Source organism: Winogradskyella luteola (assembly GCF_019203985.1).
Taxonomy (GTDB): Bacteria; Bacteroidota; Bacteroidia; order Flavobacteriales; family Flavobacteriaceae; genus Winogradskyella; species Winogradskyella luteola.
On record NZ_JAGSPD010000005.1, the window covers coordinates 226137 to 247002 of the forward strand.

22 protein-coding genes are annotated in these 20866 nt (G+C 31.6%); 15 read left to right on the plus strand and 7 right to left on the minus strand.

Annotated elements, in window-relative coordinates; all coding sequences use genetic code 11:
• Window position 1 precedes the first annotated feature (1 nt).
• The 11 genes from cysC (at window position 2) to KCG49_RS08210 (ending at window position 10486) form a co-directional block, all read left to right on the plus strand.
• Window positions 2–604, plus strand: coding sequence for an adenylyl-sulfate kinase (cysC, locus tag KCG49_RS08160; RefSeq protein WP_218545724.1), 603 nt, complete (start codon window positions 2–4; stop codon window positions 602–604).
• Window positions 597–1502, plus strand: coding sequence for a sulfate adenylyltransferase subunit CysD (cysD, locus tag KCG49_RS08165; protein WP_218545725.1), 906 nt, complete (start codon window positions 597–599; stop codon window positions 1500–1502). The genes cysC and cysD overlap by 8 nt, the downstream gene beginning before the upstream one ends.
• A 12-nt stretch (window positions 1503–1514) precedes the next feature.
• Entirely contained in the window at window positions 1515–2768 is a 1254-nt protein-coding gene (cysN, locus tag KCG49_RS08170) for a sulfate adenylyltransferase subunit CysN (protein ID WP_218545726.1), read from the plus strand.
• Window positions 2769–2780: 12 nt separating this feature from the next.
• Window positions 2781–3344, plus strand: coding sequence for a DEAD/DEAH box helicase family protein (locus KCG49_RS08175; protein ID WP_218545727.1), 564 nt, complete (start codon window positions 2781–2783; stop codon window positions 3342–3344).
• 41 nt (window positions 3345–3385) lie between these two features.
• Complete coding sequence (locus tag KCG49_RS08180) at window positions 3386–4684, plus strand: flippase (protein WP_218545728.1); 1299 nt, start codon at window positions 3386–3388, stop codon at window positions 4682–4684.
• 71 nt (window positions 4685–4755) lie between these two features.
• Window positions 4756–5247: an acyltransferase gene (locus KCG49_RS08185; RefSeq protein ID WP_218545729.1), complete on the plus strand. Its 492-nt coding sequence runs from the start codon at window positions 4756–4758 to the stop codon at window positions 5245–5247.
• Window positions 5240–6106, plus strand: a complete 867-nt coding sequence (locus KCG49_RS08190; RefSeq protein WP_218545730.1) for a sulfotransferase family protein — start codon at window positions 5240–5242, stop codon at window positions 6104–6106. Before KCG49_RS08185 ends, KCG49_RS08190 begins: the two co-directional genes overlap by 8 nt.
• On the plus strand, window positions 6094–7374 hold the full coding sequence (locus tag KCG49_RS08195; RefSeq protein WP_218545731.1) for an O-antigen ligase family protein: 1281 nt from the start codon (window positions 6094–6096) through the stop codon (window positions 7372–7374). Before KCG49_RS08190 ends, KCG49_RS08195 begins: the two co-directional genes overlap by 13 nt.
• The gene (locus KCG49_RS08200; protein ID WP_218545732.1) at window positions 7371–8465 is read left to right on the plus strand and encodes a DUF1972 domain-containing protein; all 1095 of its coding nucleotides are present in this window, start codon (window positions 7371–7373) and stop codon (window positions 8463–8465) included. The genes KCG49_RS08195 and KCG49_RS08200 overlap by 4 nt, the downstream gene beginning before the upstream one ends.
• Window positions 8458–9678: an O-antigen ligase family protein gene (locus tag KCG49_RS08205; RefSeq protein WP_218545734.1), complete on the plus strand. Its 1221-nt coding sequence runs from the start codon at window positions 8458–8460 to the stop codon at window positions 9676–9678. The genes KCG49_RS08200 and KCG49_RS08205 overlap by 8 nt, the downstream gene beginning before the upstream one ends.
• Window positions 9656–10486 carry a sulfotransferase domain-containing protein gene (locus tag KCG49_RS08210; protein ID WP_218545735.1) on the plus strand — a complete coding sequence of 277 codons (831 nt, stop codon included), beginning with the start codon at window positions 9656–9658 and terminating at the stop codon, window positions 10484–10486. Before KCG49_RS08205 ends, KCG49_RS08210 begins: the two co-directional genes overlap by 23 nt.
• A gap of 13 nt (window positions 10487–10499) precedes the next feature.
• Here the strand turns inward: KCG49_RS08210 and KCG49_RS08215 are convergent, their stop codons facing one another.
• From KCG49_RS08215 to KCG49_RS08225, 3 genes are read right to left on the minus strand one after another with little or no spacing between them, the layout of a single operon-like run.
• On the minus strand, window positions 10500–11174 hold the full coding sequence (locus tag KCG49_RS08215; protein WP_218545736.1) for an acyltransferase: 675 nt from the start codon (window positions 11172–11174) through the stop codon (window positions 10500–10502).
• Window positions 11143–11955 carry a glycosyltransferase family 2 protein gene (locus tag KCG49_RS08220; protein WP_218545737.1) on the minus strand — a complete coding sequence of 271 codons (813 nt, stop codon included), beginning with the start codon at window positions 11953–11955 and terminating at the stop codon, window positions 11143–11145. Before KCG49_RS08220 ends, KCG49_RS08215 begins: the two co-directional genes overlap by 32 nt.
• Before the next feature lie 6 nt (window positions 11956–11961).
• A complete protein-coding gene (locus KCG49_RS08225; protein ID WP_218545738.1) occupies window positions 11962–13047 on the minus strand; it encodes a glycosyltransferase family 4 protein in 1086 nt (361 codons plus the stop codon).
• A 91-nt stretch (window positions 13048–13138) separates the two neighbouring features.
• On the opposite strand from KCG49_RS08225, the gene KCG49_RS08230 reads away from it, so the two are divergent.
• Both KCG49_RS08230 and KCG49_RS08235 read left to right on the plus strand, forming a co-directional pair.
• The gene (locus KCG49_RS08230) at window positions 13139–13642 is read left to right on the plus strand and encodes a hypothetical protein (RefSeq protein ID WP_218545739.1); all 504 of its coding nucleotides are present in this window, start codon (window positions 13139–13141) and stop codon (window positions 13640–13642) included.
• Between the two features lie 132 nt (window positions 13643–13774).
• Complete coding sequence (locus tag KCG49_RS08235; RefSeq protein WP_218545740.1) at window positions 13775–15130, plus strand: undecaprenyl-phosphate glucose phosphotransferase; 1356 nt, start codon at window positions 13775–13777, stop codon at window positions 15128–15130.
• Here KCG49_RS08235 and KCG49_RS08240 read toward each other — a convergent pair.
• Together KCG49_RS08240 and KCG49_RS08245 are read right to left on the minus strand one after the other, a co-directional pair.
• Window positions 15127–16287 carry a glycosyltransferase family 4 protein gene (locus KCG49_RS08240; protein ID WP_218545741.1) on the minus strand — a complete coding sequence of 387 codons (1161 nt, stop codon included), beginning with the start codon at window positions 16285–16287 and terminating at the stop codon, window positions 15127–15129. The two genes, KCG49_RS08235 and KCG49_RS08240, sit on opposite strands and share 4 nt — an antisense overlap.
• A gap of 4 nt (window positions 16288–16291) precedes the next feature.
• The gene (locus tag KCG49_RS08245; RefSeq protein WP_218545742.1) at window positions 16292–17602 is read right to left on the minus strand and encodes a phenylacetate--CoA ligase family protein; all 1311 of its coding nucleotides are present in this window, start codon (window positions 17600–17602) and stop codon (window positions 16292–16294) included.
• An 85-nt stretch (window positions 17603–17687) separates the two neighbouring features.
• Here KCG49_RS08245 and purD point away from each other — a divergent pair, with 85 nt between their 5' ends.
• Entirely contained in the window at window positions 17688–18959 is a 1272-nt protein-coding gene (gene purD, locus KCG49_RS08250; protein WP_218545743.1) for a phosphoribosylamine--glycine ligase, read from the plus strand.
• Here the strand turns inward: purD and KCG49_RS08255 are convergent.
• Entirely contained in the window at window positions 18954–19181 is a 228-nt protein-coding gene (locus KCG49_RS08255; RefSeq protein WP_218545745.1) for a DUF6341 family protein, read from the minus strand. The two genes, purD and KCG49_RS08255, sit on opposite strands and share 6 nt — an antisense overlap.
• A gap of 118 nt (window positions 19182–19299) precedes the next feature.
• Here KCG49_RS08255 and KCG49_RS08260 point away from each other — a divergent pair, with 118 nt between their 5' ends.
• Window positions 19300–20217, plus strand: coding sequence for a DUF6427 family protein (locus KCG49_RS08260; protein WP_218545746.1), 918 nt, complete (start codon window positions 19300–19302; stop codon window positions 20215–20217).
• Here the strand turns inward: KCG49_RS08260 and upp are convergent.
• Window positions 20206–20865 carry a uracil phosphoribosyltransferase gene (upp, locus tag KCG49_RS08265; protein ID WP_218545747.1) on the minus strand — a complete coding sequence of 220 codons (660 nt, stop codon included), beginning with the start codon at window positions 20863–20865 and terminating at the stop codon, window positions 20206–20208. The genes KCG49_RS08260 and upp overlap by 12 nt on opposite strands.
• Window position 20866 lies beyond the last annotated feature (1 nt).

Consider the following 20866-nt stretch of genomic DNA (forward strand, 5'->3'; position numbering starts at 1 on the left):
AATGTCCAAACATATTATTCCTCATAATTATCATGTTTCAAAGACAGATAGAGTTGCCTCTAACAAGCACAATTCATTTTTAATCTGGTTCACTGGCCTTTCAGGTTCTGGCAAATCAACAATTGCCAACCTTGTTGAGCGGAATCTATTTCAAAAAGGCATAAAAACCTATTCTCTAGATGGTGATAATATTAGAAAGGGAATAAATAATGACCTTTCATTTTCGCCAGAGGACAGAACAGAAAACATAAGACGTATTGCTGAAGTTGCTAACCTAATGGTAGATGCCGGTTTAGTTGTTTTAGCAGCATTTGTGTCACCGTATAAAAAAGATAGAGAGAATATTAGAACTATCGTCAAAGATGTTAACTTTGTCGAGATTTATATCAACACAAGTATTGAAGAGTGCGAACGTAGAGATGTAAAGGGCTTATACAAAAAAGCCAGAGCAGGAGAGATAAAAAACATGACGGGTATTTCGGCCCCTTATGAAGCACCAGATAACCCAAATATTGAGATTAAAACCGAAAACGAATCCATTGAAGATGCTGTAAAAAGAATTGTGGATTATATAACACCAAAATTAGAACTCAAAAATGAGTAGATATTACTTAAATTATTTAGACGAATTAGAGAGCGAGGCTATTTATGTCTTACGAGAAGTTTGGGCACAATTTGATAACCCTGTAATATTGTTTTCGGGAGGAAAAGATTCTATTTTGGTAACACACTTGGCAAAAAAAGCATTTTACCCAGCAAAGATTCCTTTTCCATTAATGCATGTTGATACAGGTCATAATTTTCCCGAGACCATTCAGTTTAGAGATAATATAATAAAAGATTTAGGAGTAGAACTCATTGTAGGTTCTGTACAAGAATCTATAGATGAAGGCAGGGTTGCAGAGGAAAAAGGTAAAAATGCTACAAGAAATGCATTGCAGATCACAACACTTTTAGATGCCATTGAATCTAACAAAATTGATTGTGCTATTGGTGGAGGAAGACGAGACGAAGAAAAGGCAAGGGCCAAAGAACGTTTCTTTTCTCACAGAGATGATTTTGGACAATGGGATCCAAAAAATCAGAGACCAGAGCTTTGGAATATTTTTAACGGTAAACATTTTGAAGGAGAACACTTTAGAGCTTTTCCCATAAGTAACTGGACCGAAATGGACGTATGGAACTATATAAAAAGAGAGCATATAGCAATACCTTCATTATATTTTGCTCATGAGCGTGAAGTCGTATGGAGACAAGACAGTTGGATACCCAATTCAGAGTTTTTAGTGCTAGAAGAGCACGAAGAAATTGTAACAAAAAAGATTCGCTTTAGAACTTTGGGTGATATCACAATTACAGGAGGTATAGAATCCGATGCAGATACTTTAGAAAAAATTGCAGATGAAGTATCTGGGATGAGACAGACGGAACGTGGAAACAGAAGTGATGATAAACGGTCAGAGTCCGCAATGGAAGATAGAAAACGTCAGGGATATTTTTAAAAGAAACAGAGGATGTTAGATAATAACCAATTATTACGTTTTACTACAGCAGGAAGTGTAGACGACGGAAAAAGTACTTTAATAGGACGCTTGCTTTACGATTCGAAATCTATATTCGAAGACCAACTTCAGGCTATAGAAAACACCAGTAAAAAGAAAGGTCATGATGGTGTGGATTTAGCACTATTTACTGATGGTCTTAGGGACGAAAGAGAACAAGGAATAACTATTGATGTAGCTTACAGGTACTTTACAACACCAAAACGTAAGTTTATAATTGCAGATACGCCAGGTCATATACAGTATACCAGAAATATGGTTACGGGAGCATCTACAGCTAATGCTGCTATTATTTTAGTTGATGCCAGACATGGTGTTATTGAGCAAACTAAAAGACATTCCTTTATTGCTTCATTACTACAAATACCCCATGTTATCGTATGTATTAATAAGATGGACTTGGTTGATTATTCCGAAGAAGTCTATAATAATGTTATCAATCAATTTGAAGAGTTTGCTTCAAAGTTATTAGTTAATGATATACGCTTTATACCGATTAGTGCTTTAAATGGGGATAACGTTGTCAATAGATCCACAAATATGGATTGGTATCAGGGTGCACCGTTATTACACACCTTAGAAACCATGCACATAAGTAGTGACATCAATAAGGTTGATGCACGATTTCCGGTACAAACTGTGTTGAGACCACAAAGTGAAAGCCACAGAGATTACAGAGGTTATGCAGGTAGAATGGCGAGTGGTATCTTTAGACTAGGAGATGAGGTTACAGTATTACCATCTGGTTTTACCTCAAAAATCAAAACGATAGATACTTTAGACAAATCACTTGAAGAAGCGTATGCGCCAATGTCTATTTCTGTTACCTTAGAAGATGATATAGATATTAGCAGAGGCGATATGATCGTGAAATCTAATAACAAGCCTGAACCTTCTCAAGATATAGAGGTAATGCTTTGTTGGTTGCATAATAATCCAGCTAAACCAAGAGCTAAATACAGCATTAGACACACATCCAATGAGCAAAAGGCAATGATAAAGGAGATCGTGTATAAGTTTGATATCAATACTTTAGAAAGAAAGAGTGAGGATAAGGATATAAAAATGAATGACATTTCTAAAGTTAAAATTAGAACAACTAAACCACTAATGGTTGATTCTTACAGGGAGAACAGAACTACAGGCAGTATAATTTTAATAGATGAAGCAACAAATGAAACTGTTGCTGCTGGGATGGTTGTTTAAAAAACTTTGGGAATGAAAAAATTTATTAAATATTTTCTTATATTAATAGTAGCCACGAACTGTAATGGCAATGAAAAAAGCCCTACTGACAATAAAGTAAAAGAGCCTAAAATTGTAGAAATACACAAGGAAAATAAAACCAAGACAGATTATTTTACTCTAAAACTGGAAGCTGTAGTTGAAGAAGATGATGATTTCACGTTATTTTATTTAAATGAAAACCAAAGACAGATATCTAAGAGAAATTCAGTTTCAATACCTGTTAAAGGCAGTGATAACTATCAGACATTTTTCTTTCAATTAAACGAAGATGTTTTGCCCAATAAACTAATTTTAAAATTTGGAAATAAAGACAAAATTCAGAAAATTATAGTTAATAGTTTAGAATTGAGTTACAATGGCAATAAGATTACTATCACTAAACAAGTTTTTTTTAATCATTTCAACCCTAATGAATTTATAGAATACAATAAAGTTAATTTTACTGCTGTTGCTTTAGAAAAAGAGGGTATGTATAATCCGTTTTTTGTATCAAGAAAATCGCTTCAAGATAGAATGAATTTAGAGCTACCTTAGCTATTTATCCCACTTAATCATTTTTAATGAAACTTAAAAACATGAACAAGATTCAAAAACTTCTTAGGGTTTATGGATTAGAAAAGTTGATTCTAAACTCTGGAAGCGTATTTTTAAGAAGAATATTTGGTATGGTATTGAGTTTTATCTGGGTGTTTATTATAACCAACCTTTTTGGCTCAAAAGTTTATGGGCTTATTGCCATAAGCCAAGTAATAATTAGCTTCTTAGGTGTTTTTTTTTGCTTGGGTATAGACAATGTATTGGTGAAGCTAGGCTCAATGAAGGAGCATTATAGAGGCAACTATATACAATCTGATTTTTTAAGAAAAGCGTTTGTCATTGTCGTCATTTCGTCATTTCTATGCGGATTTTTAATGATTTCATTTAAAGATGTCTTAGCCGTACAAATATTCAAAAAAGAAGATTTAGCAAGCTACTTTAATTGCATAGGTTTGCTATCAATTTTATTCTTATCTCATAAGGCCTTTATTGGCTTTTTAGCTGTTGAAGGTAAATTCAATAAGTATGGGAATTTTTACTTTCTATATCCTAATATGCTTATTTTAATACTTGTTTGTATAACATATCATTATAAGTTGCCTCCATATTTTATAATCATCGGATATATTTTATCGTATGGAATTTTCGGATTAACCTATAGTGTCTCTTTGTTAAGAATTCCAATTAAGCTTAAGAATACTATAAGTTACAAGAAGATACTCAAGCTCTCAACGCCAATGATGATTAGCTCCTCGTTTTTGCTAATATCTAGCTGGACAGATGTTTTAATGTTGGGAGCAATGGTGAGTGAGAGTGATGTAGGTGTGTATAATGCAGCATTTAAGTTGGGAAGTTTAGTGTTAATTGTTGTTGCCGCTGTTAACACAGTGTTGTCACCTAAAATTTCTAAACTTTTTGAAGGCAAGAACATTGAAGGCATAAAAAAGGAAGTACAAAAAGCAACCAAACTTATCTCATTTTTAAGCTTACCCATTGTTGTTTTCATGATTATATTTAGAAAGCCAATACTTGGTTTATTTGGGGAAGAGTTTATATCTGGTCAATTAGTATTGGTGATAGTTTCCTTAGGGATGCTTTTTAATGCCATGTCTGGAAGTGTGGGCCAGATTTTAAATATGACAATATATCAGAAGCAATTTCGAAATTTCACATTTATTTGTGCTTTCACAAATATTATTTTAAATTACTTCTTAATACTAAAATACGGAATAGAGGGCGCTGCATTGGCGAGCTTAATATCTAATTTAATTATTAACATAATGTGTTTAGTTCTAGTAAAACAAAAATTTAATTTTTATGCTTTTTTTAGACTATGATATATATGTTTCAAAAATACAGACAAAAAATTTCGAAGAAAGTATATACTTTTTATTATAGACTTAAGTTTTTGGGAATTATAAAAGCTGAGAATAAGAGTTATATAGAAAAAAGGTTTTCAATAAAGGTATTTACTTATAAACGATCTAAACTGAAAGTATTTCTAAGAAAAGGAGCTGGTATTCAACATGATGTTATTATTCAAGGAACCGGCAATTTAGAGATTGGGGAGAATAGTTTTGTAGGCTCTTTTTCTACTATAGGGGTAAATTCAAAAGTATGTATTGGCAGTAATGTAATGATAGCTCAAAATGTTTCTATCAGAGATACAGACCATAGATTTGATGATTTTACCATCCCTATGATTCAACAAGGAATATTGACTGAACCCGTTTTTATCGAAGATAATGTATGGATTGGTTTTGGAGTTGTTATTACCAAGGGAGTAACCGTGGGTAGAGGATCAATCATAGCAGCAAATGCTGTAGTTACTAAAAATGTTCCTGAAAATGCAATTATGGGAGGTGTGCCAGCTAAAGTTTTAAAGTTTAGAAATGAGTAAGGTCAATTTTTTCTGTGTTGGTGTACAAAAAGCAGGTACAACAACTTTACATAATATTCTGAGTCAACACCCAGACCTATGCCTGCCAGAAAAAAAAGAGACACATTTTTTTAGCAATGAGGATTTGTATAGAAAAGGCGAATCACATTATTTACAGTATTTTAATCATTCAAAACCATATAAATATTTCGGAGAAATAGATCCTGAATATTCTTATTTTACTCAATCTGCAGAACGAATATTCAACACATATGGAAAGATTAAAATCCTATTTATACTCAGGAACCCTGTTGATAGAGCATACTCACATTATTTGATGACAAAGAGAAGAGGATTAGAGAACCTTTCTTTTGAAAATGCTATGTACAAAGAAGAAGGAAGGATCAACAATAAGGAAGATAATATGCATTATAGTTATCGTTCTCGAGGATATTATTTGGATCAGATTTTGAATTATGAAAAATATTTTGGTAGTGAAAACATTAAGGTTCTTCTTTTTGATGATTTTACCAATAATACTAAAGATTGTATCTTGGATATTATAGATTTTATTGGTCTAAAAGATTTCGATTTTAATACCGAAACAATAAGTAATCCAGCATCACACCCAAGGTCTGGTTATCTGCAAAAGATACTATATAAAAAAAATATTTTTAAAGAATTAGTTGGAAATTTAATTCAATCAAAAGAAACAAAGCGACGAATAGCCGAATACATAGAAAAGATAAACCTTAAGACAATAGAGAAAGAAAACCTTTCTAGCTCATTAAGGGCAGAAATATATAATACTTATTATAAAAAACAAATTTTAGAACTAGAAAGAAAACTGAATATAAGCTTAAAAAATTGGAAACACTGAAAATTAAATTACCGTCGAGAGACAATCTTTTAGGATTTTTTTTAATTATAGTTTTGTCTGTAATTGGTCAATTTACAATAGAACAAAATTTTGTATTCCTTCTTATAGTGTCTTTTTTCTTCTTTCTAAAAGAGTTAAAATTTTACAATGGTATAATCAATGCATTAGCTCCATTGGTTTTCATATTTATATTAGCAATTTTTGGTTCAGCCTTTCGCTTACCGACCATATTTAATCTAATAAGGGATTGTGTTCATTTGACAACACCGATTTTTGGAATAATTTTTGGCTACTATTATGTCAAAAATTTCAAAGACAGAGATAATATAATTAAGTGGTTAATACTTTATTGTTTTATTGTCTCTGTTATACACATCACTAAAATTTTTTTAAATTTAGAAAATGACTGGAACACTGCTGAGATAAGAAAAATAGGAGGAAAGGGGAGTCCAGTAGAAGCATTTATCTATACACTTTTTATAGTTTTTTATAAAAAAAACCGTTTCAGATTATTTTCGAGATTATTCAATAATATTTTTTTTGTAGTAGTTACAATATCTATTTTGCTTTATTTATCAAGAACTACATTGATCGCTATTTTATTGTTTATGATTTCATTCTACAGAATAACCCAGGTAACCCGAACTCAGATTCTATACCTTGCGGGTGTATTATTTTTTTTGATAGGGTTTATGGTTTCTTTACAGTTTATGGATATAAAACGGGATTCCAAAGGAGTGGAATCTTTCTTGTACAAACTCAAAATTGCACCACAAGAAATTTTCAATGCAGATATTGATATAAATGATCATACTCAGTTATGGGATAAGTGGAGAGCCTATGAAGTAAAAAAAGCATTTAAAACAATGGAAGAAACTGATGGTTATTTACCTTATATCATTGGAATGGGAGCGGGTTCACTAGTAGATTTAGGTTTCAAAGCCCCTTTAGGAAGAGAAAGAATGCAATATATCCCACACATACATAATGGCTATGGGTATATCTTTTTTAAAACAGGAATCATAGGTTTACTTGTTCTAATATTCTGGATTTTTCATATCTATGCTTATATATATAAGAGACCTATTAATGCTAAACAAAACATATACTACGTAAGTGTTTCTGGAATAGGCCTATATTTACTTTTTGCAACACTTGTAATTAATGGAATATACAATTTTAGACCAATAATGCCAATCATTTTAGGGATGATGCTAAGCATGATTTCCTCAAAGGTTCTAAAAGATAAGAAGAAAATATCAAAATGAAAATAGGAATTATAGGGACAAGGGGTATACCTAATTATCATGGAGGATTTGAGCAATTTGCAGAATTTTTTGCTTTACATTCTAAAAAAAAAGGGCACGATGTCTATGTTTATAACTCTCATGTCCACCCGTATAAAAAAAAGGAATATAAAGGAGTTAAAATTATTCACTCATACGACCCTGAATCTAAAATTGGAACTATCGGTCAGTTTATATATGATTTAAATTGTATTAGGGATTCTCGTAAAAGAGATTTTGATATTATTTTGCAATTAGGCTATACAAGCAGTTCCGTTTGGGGATGGATTTTGCCCGCCAGGCCTATTATTATTACAAACATGGATGGTTTAGAATGGAAAAGAAGCAAGTATTCTAAAAATGTACAAAAATTTCTTTTGTATGCAGAAAAGCTAGCGGTTAAAACTAGCGATTATTTAATATCAGATTCATTGGAAATTCAATCCTACATTAAAGAGAAGTACAAAAGAGACTCCGAATATATTGCTTATGGTGCAAATGTTTTTGTACCCAATATAGACATTGAGTTTGCTTTCCAAGAATTATCTCCAAATGAATATTTTTTACTTATCGCAAGAATGGAGCCCGAAAATAATATTGAAATGATATTAGATGGTTATGTTAGTAGCAATTCTAATTACCCTTTCTGTGTAGTCGGCAATACAGAAAGTACATCTTTTGGAAGTTACATAAAAAACAAGTTTGATAAATATGAAGGTATTCGTTTTTTTGGCGCAATATATGATTTGGAAGTTTTGAATAACATACGGTATAATTCTAGATTATATTTCCATGGACATTCAGTTGGTGGTACCAATCCATCACTACTAGAGGCAATGGCATCTAGCTCACTTATTGCATCCCATCGCAACGATTTTAATTATGCTATTCTTGAAGACGACGCTTTTTATTTTAAATCAGCTGATGAAGTAGCTGAGATTATACAAGATCACAATAAAATGGAGAACCTAAGTATAATTAAGAACAATATTAAAAAAATAATGACAAAATTCAGCTGGGAATTTATTAATAAAAGCTATTTAAGTTTTTTCAAAAAATGTCTCGATGAATAGAGTAAATTACATCTGGAAATCATTATTTGGCTATCTAACATTAGTTTTATTAAGTTCTATTCTACTAGATTATTTTTATAGTAGTTTGGCATTTGGCTTTTGGTTTGCATTTGTGGTTACTTGGGTTGTAAAAACAAAACAATTTTATATAGACAAATCCTTATTGCCATTTTTTATATTTACTCTTTTTTCTTTTATTACTATTGCTTGGTCAGTTGATAAACCTCAAACAATGCATGCAATAGGAAGACAAACTCCATTGTTTTTATTAGCAATAGCAGGAATGTTTTTACCCAAATTATCAAACGATATAATTAAAAGCATATTTGATCGTTTTTCAGTTTTTGTTTCTGGATTGTCAATACTATTGACAATATTAGCTATTATAAAATACTATAAGTATGGGTTTGAAGGATTTCTATATTATCACGAGTTAGTATCACCTTTAGAATTAAACGCAATATATGTATCTTATATAGTCTCATTCTGTTTTTTACATACCTTGCAGAATAGCACCAAGACTTTACTCGTTAAAATAATAAAACTACTAGTTTTAGGCGTATTTTTGATTATGCTTTCTTCTAAGATGATATTGTTTATAACAATAATATTATCAGCTTTAATAATAATTTTTAAATTCAAAAATACACTTTACAAACTGATGGCATTCGGATTAATTTTGTTAGCAATAATATTGGTTTTGGTATTTGCTAACCCAATTAAAAATAGATTTATTTCAGAGTTTAACTCATCCTATAAAGAAATTTTAAAAAAAAGAAATTTTGAAAAAGGAAGAGTTTATACAGGCTTTGAAGCAAGATTACTACAAATAAGAGTGTTTAAAGAAATAATGAACACACCCAAAGATTATGTTTTAGGTATGGGGTTAGATGCATCAAAAAGACAAATTGCAAACACACACAGGGGATTAAAGACACCAACTAGATTCCACACCTATAACTTTCATAACCAATATTTACAGGTTTTTGCAGAGTTAGGTCTAATAGGGTTATTTTTATTATCAGTTTCTCTCGCATTAGCTCTAAAAAGGGCATTGAGCGCAAAATATTTCTTACCATTTGTTTTTATTAGTATGGCTCTATTTTTATCAGAATCTGTTCTTTGGAGACAAAGGGGTATGCTTTTTTTCGGTACCCTTTATATTTTACTTTTTATAATAGATGATAATCATGAAAGCAAAAAACAAATTTGATAAATATAAATATTACTTATCCAAAAGGCTAGATATTTTCTTTCATGGCATGAAAAAATCCCAAAAAAAAGGTAGGAAAATCGGCCCCAAAGTAATATTGAATTCTTTACCAAAATCGGGGACACACCTTTTAGAAAGCCTATTTCTACAATTGCCATTAATGAGACATTGTGGAAAAAAAACATTAAGATTAGAGATTCAAAACTCTGTTAACTCAAAGCTTGGGGTTTTATCTTCAATAAAAAAAGGACAATTTTTGCTGAGCCACATGCAATATCACAAAGGTGCCTTACAAACTATTGTTGCTAATAAAACAAAAATTATTCATTTAGTACGGGATCCTAGAGATGTACTAATCTCTCACCTAAACTATATTGAGAGAATGGACACTACTCAAAAGGCTCATAAATTTTTGGCAGAATATGACACAAGGTTTGAGAAATTAAAAGCAATGATAAATGGAAAGAAAGATATATTAGAGCCTTTTCCAGAAGTTTTAGATAAATTTTTGCCTTGGACTCAATTAGATGAGGTTTTGTGTATAAAGTTTGAACATTTAATTGGTCCAAATGGGGGCGGGAACAAACAAAAACAAATAGATACTGTAAAAAAAATCTGTAACTACATATCAATAGAGCTAAACGATAAACAGATAGATAACATATGTGGTAAAATATATTCGGTTAAGAGTTCTACTTTTAACAAGGGAAAAATAGGAAATTGGAGACATGTTTTAGATAAAGAAGAAAAGCAATGGCTAAACAATACTATTGAGAAAAAAATTTTAAGCTACGGTTATAAATTATAAATGAATATTAAAGCTATTTTTTTTTTAAGACTTTAGCTGGCACACCACCTATAACAACATCTGAGGGAAATTTACCTTTTACCACGGCACCAGCCGCAACAACGCAATTATCCCCTATTTCACAACCATCTAAAAAAGTAGATTTAGCACCAACCCATATATTATTCCCTAATTTAATTCCTTCAGATACAACACCTTGCTCTCTTATCAGTTTTGTACTGTCCGAAAAGTTATGATTTTCGGAATGGAAACTCACATAAGGCCCCATAATTACATCGTTACCAATAACAACTCCACCAGAACAACCAAAAAAAGAATACTCGCCTATACCACTATTATTTCCAATCTTTAATCCGATCCCATATTTAGACATATGGCTAGTAACTCCAATAGTAGAATGAGCGCCAATTTTAACACTATCGCCAAAAACAAGCTTCTCTTTAGCATAACAATCAATGGTAACGTATTTTTCTATGGTACAATTAGTACCAAATGAGAAGTTTCTCTTGTTTTTAATCTTAACTCGCTTGCCCAAAAAGATTTTACGCTTTAACACATAAAAACCCCTTAGAAGCATTAATAATCGTGTGGCTAAAACACTTAAGATAAATTTGTCAGATAGATTTTTGTCGGGTGTGTAATCTTTACCGTTTTTCTCAAGTAATTTTTTTAATAACCCTTTTAACATGCTTTACAAGAAGATTAATATTTAATGCTAATTTATATAAATATTTATATAACCCGTTAGTATGTTTGTCTAAATACAAATTAAGACTATTAAAAAGCATATGTTGCCTATCGCTTCCATAACCTCCATGATGAATATAACCGTCTACAGGAATATAATACGTTTCATAATGTAAATCACTGACTCTTTTGCAATAATCTATGTCTTCTGCATACATAAAAAAATCTTCGTCTAGCCCACCTAAATTTTCCCATATTTCTTTTTTTGTTAGCAAAAACGAGCCTTCGACCCAATCTACTCTTAAAGGTTCTTTATTCTTAAATACACCATTTTTAAAACCATCTCTTTTCTCAAAGAGGAGAGACAATTTCAGTAATCTCAAAGGGTTGGGAAACTTACCAGTAGAATAGCGATATTCTCTATTAGTACCTAGCATTTTAAAACTTACAATACCAATTTTTTCATTGGATAGTAATTCAATAGCGCATGAAGGATCAATTAATAGTTTAGTATCATTATTGAGTAATAATATATATTTTCCTTTGGCATGTTTCGCAGCAGCATTATTTCCCCCAGCAAACCCTAAATTTTCCTTAGATAAAAAGAGCTTTACATCATCAGTAAAGTGAGTATTTAATAAGTTAACAGAGTTGTCTGTAGAAGTATTATCCCATATTATAATTTCATAATTAAGCCTCAAGCACTTTTTTTTAATTGACCGAATACAGTCAATTAAAAATTTCTCACCATTGTAATTAACTATTATTATAGATAACTCCATTAATTATTAAATTGTTTTCAAGATGTTTAAAATTTCAGTGGAGGCCTTTTCCCAACTAAATTCAGAAGCCCTTTGCTTTCCTTTTTTAATTAAGTTGTTTTTAACCTCTTCGTTGCCTAATATGATGTTAATTTGATTAGCTATTTCGGCGGGGTTGTTAGGATCTACATAAAGTACGGAATCTCCACATATTTCAGGTAAGGAAGTCGTATTTGAAACAACGACGGGTGTTCCGTAATACATTGATTCTAAAGGGGGCAGTCCAAAGCCCTCTGCAAAAGAGGGAAAGCAAAATACATTAGCATTCTTGTAAAAAAACTCAATATCTTCAAATTCTATAAACCCGACTTTAATTACTCTGTCTTTAATATTTAATTGCTCTATTAGGAAATCTAAATCGATAGTTTTATGTTCTGATTTGCCAACAATTACTAGAGAAATTTCATCGGATATTTGCGGCATAGCTTTTAAAAGGGCCTGAATATTTTTTCTCACATTTAATCTTCCTAAATAAAGAATATACTTATTGGGTAAATTATATTTCTCATGGATATTGGCACTGTTTATGGACGACTTATTATTTACCAAACCCAAACCATGGTAAACAACACTGATGTTTTTCTCTTCACAAAACTTGTGTTTTAGCATTCTTTCTTTTTCGGAATTGGATATAGTTATAACATGGTCAGCTTTTTTAGAGACATATTTCATTGGGTAAAAGTAAATTCTCTCCTTAAGTGAAAAGAATTGTGGGAAATCCATGAATAAAGCATCATGAACATAATTTACAATCTTATTAGCCCCAAAAAGAGGTGCATAATTTTGATACAAGCATACATCTATTTTATAATTTGAAGTATAAAATGGCATTACAAATAAATTTGTTATTGCATTTAAAATATTGGGAACATACACTAAATGAATATTTGGTTGTGTAATGGGAAATTTATAATGTTTATCACGTTTGTTTAGAAAAATAAAGAAATCAATTGCAGTGTCAAGCTTTACAATATGATTAACTATATTTTCTACTACAACCTTACCACTAGGATGGCTGTTAAAATACCATTTAGCGTCTATGCCTATTCTCATTTGTTTAACATATGATTTGGTGGCTAAAATACTAAAGTTTAATTTTAGTACCTTAAAGGATTATAATTAAAAAAAGGCCTACCTTAATCAGATGAAAATTCATCCTCATTTTATTTTAATATTTTTCGTAGCATTAATACAAATTTCATGTATTAACAATAACTGTATAGATGATTTGCATAGGTTTAGAATAAGATTTGAATTAAAAACACAACAAAGGGGAGCTATCACTATTCAATATTCAGCTGAAAATTCAAAACCTTTAAATGTAACATCAAAGGTCATGGCCTCAGAAGAGGTTCAATTCGTTGAGTTTTGTTTAGATGATGAGCCTTTAAGTTTTAGAGTTTATGTTACAGAAAGTTTAGAAAATATAGACTTCACAGTTTTAAGTCTTTTACTTGAAAATAAAGACAGGCAAATGTTTATTGAACGAGATATGCTTTATCTTTATTTTAAACAAAATGAACTTGTAGAGTATAATAAAGAAACAAGTACTTATATTTTCAACTCAAGTGAAGATGGACAAAACAGAGCTAATTTGGAATCAAGAAAAAGCTTGCAAAAAAGATTACTAAACAGATTAAAACTTTAGTTTTTTTAGAGGCTTAGATTTTACTATTGTAAAAAAGGGCAGATTATCTAATTCGGTATCTTTTTATATTTTTATCAATTTTGTTAGGTATAACATAAAGATTAATTTTAGATTCAAACATAAATTAATAATTTGAGTTTATTTAAATACGGAAGATATTCAGGATACTTAAGGCCTATTTCATACTTAATAGATTTAAGTATAATTAATGCTATAGCTATTCTTTATTTGTTAGGGGGTAAAGAACCATTTATTTTTTCAGCGTTTATTTCAGTGGGCTGGGTTCTTCTTTCTATTTATTCTAAATTTTATGAGGTTTACAGGTATACAAGACCTGTAAATATATTATCGTTAGTGGTAAAACAGTTGATTTTATTCCTATTATTCGTATTTGCTTTTTCGGGCTTATATCACGATTTAAAAATATATCCAAGGCCCATAGTCAAATACACATTATTTTGTTTTTCGTTAATTATAATTTTCAAATTTGCTATTTATTACCTCTTGCAGAAATATAGGGTTTCTTTTGGTGGTAATTATAGATCAACTGTGATTTTTGGATTAAACAAAAAAACGCTTGCACTAGAAAACTTCTTTAATAAAAACCCTGAGTATGGCTACTTGCACCAAAAAACGTATAATTTTAAGAATAAAAACCTGTCCTTAAGCGAATGTTTTGACTTTATTTTAGATGAAAAAATAGATGAAATCTACTGTTCAATTTCAGAACTTACAAACTCTCAAATAGCAGACATTGTTGATTTTGCAGATAACAATTTAAAAATCCTAAAGTTTATACCAGACAGTAAGGAGATATATTCCAAGAGACTTCGTTATGAGTACTACGATTACATACCAATACTTACCTTAAGAACCATTCCCCTAGAAGATTCTGCTAACACAATTATAAAACGTGGATTTGATATTTTGTTCTCCAGTATAATTATAGTATTTATTCTATCTTGGCTCACACCACTAATTGCCATATTCATTAAGCTAGAATCTAAAGGCCCAGTATTTTTTAAACAATCTAGAAATGGCTTTAACTATAGGGAGTTTGATTGTTATAAGTTTCGCTCAATGACACCTAATGAAGATGCCAATTTGTATCAAGCCACGAGAGGTGATCAGCGCGTTACTAAGGTGGGTAGATTTATAAGAAAAACCAGTATAGACGAATTACCTCAATTCTTCAATGTATTGTTCGGCGATATGTCTGTTGTGGGGCCTAGACCACATATGGTGAGCCATACAAATATGTATGCCAAGAAAATAGACAAATTTATGGTAAGACATTTTGTGAAGCCAGGAATTACAGGTTTGGCACAAGTAAGCGGATTTAGAGGCGAAGTTGAGTCTGATAAGGATATTATTGGGCGTGTTAAATACGATATTTTCTATATAGAAAACTGGTCATTACTCTTAGATATAAAAATCATAGCTCAAACATTTGTAAATGCTGTAAGAGGTGAAGACAAGGCATATTAAAGCCTTTCCCTAAGTCTATTCATCTGAGCTAGATAGTCAAAATTCTCGTAGGCCTTTGTTTGTATTTCTCTCTTAAACTCAATATTCAGCTCTGTTTTATTAATAGATTTAATAATTGAATTTAAGTGGCCATAGTTTCCGGCTTCTGCTACCCATCCGAAATTATGATTTTGTATAATTGTTTCTCCCTCTCCACCGCCAAAATATAACATTGGTAATCCTAATTTTGCATATTCGAATATTTTTGAAGGAACAGACCCATAGATCCTATTTAATAATGGAATTATGGCAACATCATACTTTTGCAATTCATCATGCAGTTTTTCCCTGTCTACTCTCCCATAGAAGCAGATGGGTAGCTCATTATTAGTATTAATAAAAGATTCTATTTCGTGTTCTTCTGCACCAGAACCATACATATGCAGCTCAATCCCTTCATAAGTCAAGTTTTGACATAATTTTAAAACGCCTTGAGCCACTCCCAAAAGACCAGCATAAACTATTTTAAGCTTTTCTCCCTTAGAATCATTTTCAGTCAAATCAGCAACCATAATATCAGGATAGTTGCGATAAAGAAACAGTTCGGGTTGAACGGTGATTTTTTTAATGTGAGTCAATATCTCATTACTTTGCCCTAATATTAAATCTGCATTTTTGTAATTAAAATGCTCTAACTTTTTCAAAACCTTATAGCTAAAATTCTTTTTTAAAGCACCTAGCTCAAAACCTGCACTTGGCCATAAGTCGCTTACATTTAAAACCAATTTTCGTTTCTTTGACCTTAAAAAAAGCACACAGGTAAAAGCAACAAGTAATGGTGGTGACTGTACAATAACTTTGTTTGGAATTTTATTCCAAATAAAAAACCACATTAAACTCACGCTGTAAGATAGCATAGCAAATAAGCGTAAAAACTTATTTTTAGATTTACTGGCATACAACCAAATCCTATTAATCTCTATTTCGTTTTCAATAGATTTAGATTTGATTTTACCTCTATATTCTGAAAAAATTTTACCAGTAGGATAATTTGGAAGTGGAGTGACCACACGCACTTTATAATCTTGCTTCAACCCATTTGCTAAATGATATATACGATTAGACGCCGCGCCAATCTCGGGAGGAAAATAACTCGTAATAATCATTAACTCTTTCATTACACTAATTGATGTGAGAGGTGAATTGCTTTAACTTTCCAGATTTTAAACGATTCAACCTGTTAACACGATCAAAACTAATAGTAATACCGGGTTCTAAATAGCGTTTCATCGCTTTTACAATGCGTTCTTTTTTATTGGACGAAAGTGTTTCTCGACTTACATATTTTATTATAAAATGGTCTAATGCTGTTTGCTCTATTATAAACTCGGAGACATTACCATTGTCTTCAATCACGCTTTTGGTAATATAATAAAATGTAAGACCAGCTGCTTTCTTTCCACTAGGTAAAATGGCCACATCATTAGTTCTGCCGATCAGCTTTTTTAAAATAGGCTTCCTTACAGTACTTTTCTCAGATAGAATTCCAATATCACCAATATCATATCTAATAAACGGATGAGCCTTATTGTACAATGAGGTTATTACAACTCTCCCTTCTTCGCCATATGGCAATACATTATCGTTTTTATCTAAAATCTCGATATAAAGTGTCTCACTATTTAACTGCCATTCATTGTTTTTGTTTTGAAAAGCAATCAAATCTAATTCTGAAGCTCCATACTCGTTAATTACAGGTACGCCAAATTGTGTTTCCAACATAGATTTATCATCATCAAATAACATTTCGGATGTTACAATGCAAACCCCAAGACTCGAACATATATTTTTCAAGACTATGTTGTTCCTTTTTAGATACTTAGCAAATTGTACAATTGAACTTGTATAGCCATTAATATATTCAAAACGCGATGTTTTAAACTTTTCTAAAGCATTTTCAAAAGCTGTATCGCTCAAATCAAAAACTGAGAACCGATAGCGATTGCTAAACCAATCCTTTAATCGTTCTTTGAAATGACCTTTTTTATCTAAGGGAATGCCATAAAAACGCGCCTGTTTTGAAACATTAAAATCAATATTAAACCAAGAGAAACGGTTCATAATTACAGCCCAAGTCAGCGCATGACATTTTTTATCCTTTGCAAAAATAAAAGGATCTCCCGAGCTGCCAGAGGTTTTATTTACATAAACGTTTTTAGAACTATAAGCATCACTTAACCTTTGATCTAATGGTTGCTGTAAATGGCGTTTGGTCATTATTGGTACAGAACTCCAATCATTAAAATTAGCGGTTTTTCCAAAAGATTCGTAAAATGAATTATGCTGTAAATGAAAGGCAATGATTTCCTTTTTCTTGGTATCTACATAACTATTAAACTCAGCATTCTCTAGAGCCTGAATTTTTGATAAAATCGATTTAGCTTCGTCGATATCAAAGCCATTTATTTTTAAAGAAAAATCAAATAATCTCAAGGTATTTTCCCCTGTTTAAGGTTTCTGTAAAATAATTGTTTTTTCGACTTAAAACCAATTATTTTTGCCTAAAGAAAATTTAAGCATGAATATTTTAGTACTTGGCTCTGGCGGAAGAGAACACACATTTGCATGGAAAATTGCACAAAGCAACCTTTGTAAACAACTATTTGTTGCACCTGGAAACTCAGGGACTGAAGCTATAGCAACTAACCTAAATATTTCTGTAACTGATTTTGAAGCGATAAAAAAAGCAGTTATTCAAAATCATATTGCTCTAGTTGTTGTTGGCCCAGAAGACCCTTTAGTGCAAGGTATTCACGATTTCTTTTTACAAGATGAAGCTATAAAACACGTAAAAGTAATTGGTCCTCAAATGGCAGCGGCAGAATTAGAAGGAAGCAAAGAATTTGCTAAAAAATTTATGATGCGGCATAACATTCCCACAGCTGCTTATGAGAGTTTCACAAAAGATAATGTTGAGGAAGGCTATAAGTTTTTAGAAACGCTAAATCCGCCTTATGTTTTAAAAGCGGACGGACTGGCCGCAGGAAAAGGAGTTTTGATCTTAAATGATTTAAACGACGCTAAAACAGAATTAAAGCACATGTTGGTAGATGCTAAATTTGGAGCAGCCAGCACCAAAGTGGTCATTGAAGAATTTTTGGATGGTATAGAATTAAGCTGCTTTGTTTTAACAGATGGCAAAGATTACAAAGTCTTACCAACGGCAAAGGATTACAAAAGAATTGGAGAAGGAGATACAGGCTTAAACACTGGAGGAATGGGAGCGGTTTCACCAGTTCCTTTTGCAACAAAAGATTTCCTTGATAAAATTGAAAATCGAATTGTAAAGCCTACGGTTGAAGGTTTAAAAAAGGACAATTTACCGTATATAGGTTTTATTTTTATTGGTTTGATAAAAGTTGGAGACGACCCAAAAGTCATTGAGTACAATGTAAGAATGGGAGACCCAGAAACTGAAGTTGTTTTACCAAGGTTAAAAACGGATTTGGTTGAAATTTTTCAAGCTATGGGAAATCAAACATTGTCCCAAATTAATATTGAGATTGATGAACGTGCGGCAACAACCATAATGTTAGTATCTGGCGGTTATCCTGAAGCTTATGAAAAAGGAAAAGAAATCTCAGGTATTGAAAACATAGAGGATTCTATCGTATTTCATGCTGGCGCAAAAAAACAAGACGGAAAGGTTATAACTTCTGGTGGGCGAGTAATGGCAATAACCTCTTATGGTAATACGCATCAAGAAGCCATAAAAAAATCTTACCAAAGTATAGAAAATCTACATTTTGATAAGATGTACTATCGTAAGGATATTGGTTTTGATTTATAGGTAAGAATGTGAAGTAACACTCTTATCTTCTTCATTATTAGCGTTGTATTTTGCTAATTGCATCATCCAATATACAAAAGCAACCAAGCCTATAAGCATAAAGATCCATGATATAAAGTTGGCTCCAAACCAGCTTTCTAATTCTAAAGCTCTTAAAGCATCAAATGGTGCAAATAAAACATCTACAAATAAATCTTGTATGGCGTAAAAGAAATCTTTCATAACTTTACTCGCTAAGCGAGATTTGAATTTTATCAATTTTAATAATATAGCTTATCAAAATTAAATTGCTTTAATTTTCACAAAAGCTAATCTAGTTGCAAAAATACAAAAACAGTTAATGATTACAAGCATTTTTAGTAAATCCAAACCTATAAACTTCATTATTGTGGTGGTTTTTATTATTTTACTTTTTGTAATCTCAAACTTTAGTGTGCTTTTTAATGAGCTAGACGAGACTTTAAAAGCCATTCTTAAGCTAGTTATTGCGGTTTTTTTAGTCTTTCTTCTAGATTTTATTATCTCAAAAAATAACCTTACCAAAAAGAACAGCTATGCCATAATGACTTTTGGTTTGCTGTTTGGGATGTTTCCTGAAGCATTGAAGTATTCAGATTTTCTATTTGCAAATTTATTTGTTCTATTTGCTTTACGCCGTTTAATAAGTCTACAATCTCATCTGCATATTAAGAAAAAACTGTTCGATGCAGGTTTTTGGATTATGCTGGCAACACTATTTTATTTTTGGTCGATACTGTTTTTTGCTTTGGTCATTGTGGCTCTAATTTATCATTCGCAAAATGATATTAAAAACGCCATCATACCAATTGTGGGAGTAGCAACCCTGATTGTTTTGCTATTGGTACATAATGTTATTCTTCATAATGTTTTTGTTAGACCATCAGATTTTGAGCGCTTTGCAAGCTTAGATTATACACCATACAATAGTAGGGCACTTATTCTGAAATTTACTATTTTGTTCACCTCTTTCATTTGGATACTGATTTACTTCTTTAAGACTTTGCCAGATAAAAACAAAAGACTGAGACCTTCTTATTTTCTTATTGCTTGGGCTTCAATCATTGCTGTTTTGGTAGGTATAATTGCCCCTGTAAAAAACGGAAGCGAGTTTATATTTTTATTTGCTCCGTTTTCAATAATTATGGCAAATTATATCGAAGTGATTTCTGAAAGATGGTTTAAGGAGGTTTTTGTAACGCTCTTAATTATTACACCAATACTAAGCCTACTGTTGTAGTTTGTTACCAAATGCCAAATCGCCGGCATCACCCAATCCAGGAATAATATAACCTTTGTCATTTAGAGTATTGTCTACAGCTGCAATCCAAAGGTTAGTGTCGGCATTAAACGCTTTTGCAACATAATCCACGCCTTTTTGTGCACCAATAACACTGACCAAATGTATTTCTTTTGGAGTACCAAAGGGCTTTAGGGCTTCAAACGTTGCAACCATAGATTGCCCCGTGGCTAACATCGGATCTGCTAAAATCAGAGTTTTATTTTCTAAACTAGGGCAAGCTAAATATTCAACAACAATTTCAAAACTCTCAGGATTGTGCTTATGTTGTCTGTAAGCTGAAATAAATGCGTTTTCTGCAGCATCAAAATAATTGAGCAAACCACTGTGAAGTGGCACACCGGCTCTTAAAATTGAACAGAGTACAATATCGTTTTTATGTAATTCCGTTTTGGAAACCCCTAGTGGAGTCTCGATATCATGGGGTTCAAAATGAAGCGACTTGCTCAGTTCTAGACCTAGAATTTCACCAATACGTTCAATATTACGGCGAAAACGCATGCTGTCTTTTTGAATTGTTTTATCCCTTATTTCAGCAATAAATGTATTTAGTATAGATGGTGTTTCGGAGAGGTTATGAATATGCATA

What these genes read in the sequence shown, in the direction of transcription:
- cysC (WP_218545724.1), top strand. Translation starts at nt 2, where the DNA reads ATGTCCAAACATATTATTCCTCATAATTATCATGTTTCAAAGACAGAT.
- cysD (WP_218545725.1), top strand. Translation starts at nt 597, where the DNA reads ATGAGTAGATATTACTTAAATTATTTAGACGAATTAGAGAGCGAGGCT.
- cysN (WP_218545726.1), top strand. Translation starts at nt 1,515, where the DNA reads ATGTTAGATAATAACCAATTATTACGTTTTACTACAGCAGGAAGTGTA.
- KCG49_RS08175 (WP_218545727.1), top strand. Translation starts at nt 2,781, where the DNA reads ATGAAAAAATTTATTAAATATTTTCTTATATTAATAGTAGCCACGAAC.
- KCG49_RS08180 (WP_218545728.1), top strand. Translation starts at nt 3,386, where the DNA reads ATGAACAAGATTCAAAAACTTCTTAGGGTTTATGGATTAGAAAAGTTG.
- KCG49_RS08190 (WP_218545730.1), top strand. Translation starts at nt 5,240, where the DNA reads ATGAGTAAGGTCAATTTTTTCTGTGTTGGTGTACAAAAAGCAGGTACA.
- KCG49_RS08200 (WP_218545732.1), top strand. Translation starts at nt 7,371, where the DNA reads ATGAAAATAGGAATTATAGGGACAAGGGGTATACCTAATTATCATGGA.
- KCG49_RS08205 (WP_218545734.1), top strand. Translation starts at nt 8,458, where the DNA reads ATGAATAGAGTAAATTACATCTGGAAATCATTATTTGGCTATCTAACA.
- KCG49_RS08210 (WP_218545735.1), top strand. Translation starts at nt 9,656, where the DNA reads ATGAAAGCAAAAAACAAATTTGATAAATATAAATATTACTTATCCAAA.
- KCG49_RS08215 (WP_218545736.1), bottom strand. Translation starts at nt 11,174, where the DNA reads ATGTTAAAAGGGTTATTAAAAAAATTACTTGAGAAAAACGGTAAAGAT.
- KCG49_RS08220 (WP_218545737.1), bottom strand. Translation starts at nt 11,955, where the DNA reads ATGGAGTTATCTATAATAATAGTTAATTACAATGGTGAGAAATTTTTA.
- KCG49_RS08225 (WP_218545738.1), bottom strand. Translation starts at nt 13,047, where the DNA reads ATGAGAATAGGCATAGACGCTAAATGGTATTTTAACAGCCATCCTAGT.
- KCG49_RS08230 (WP_218545739.1), top strand. Translation starts at nt 13,139, where the DNA reads ATGAAAATTCATCCTCATTTTATTTTAATATTTTTCGTAGCATTAATA.
- KCG49_RS08240 (WP_218545741.1), bottom strand. Translation starts at nt 16,287, where the DNA reads ATGAAAGAGTTAATGATTATTACGAGTTATTTTCCTCCCGAGATTGGC.
- purD (WP_218545743.1), top strand. Translation starts at nt 17,688, where the DNA reads ATGAATATTTTAGTACTTGGCTCTGGCGGAAGAGAACACACATTTGCA.
- KCG49_RS08255 (WP_218545745.1), bottom strand. Translation starts at nt 19,181, where the DNA reads ATGAAAGATTTCTTTTACGCCATACAAGATTTATTTGTAGATGTTTTA.
- KCG49_RS08260 (WP_218545746.1), top strand. Translation starts at nt 19,300, where the DNA reads ATGATTACAAGCATTTTTAGTAAATCCAAACCTATAAACTTCATTATT.
- upp (WP_218545747.1), bottom strand. Translation starts at nt 20,865, where the DNA reads ATGCATATTCATAACCTCTCCGAAACACCATCTATACTAAATACATTT.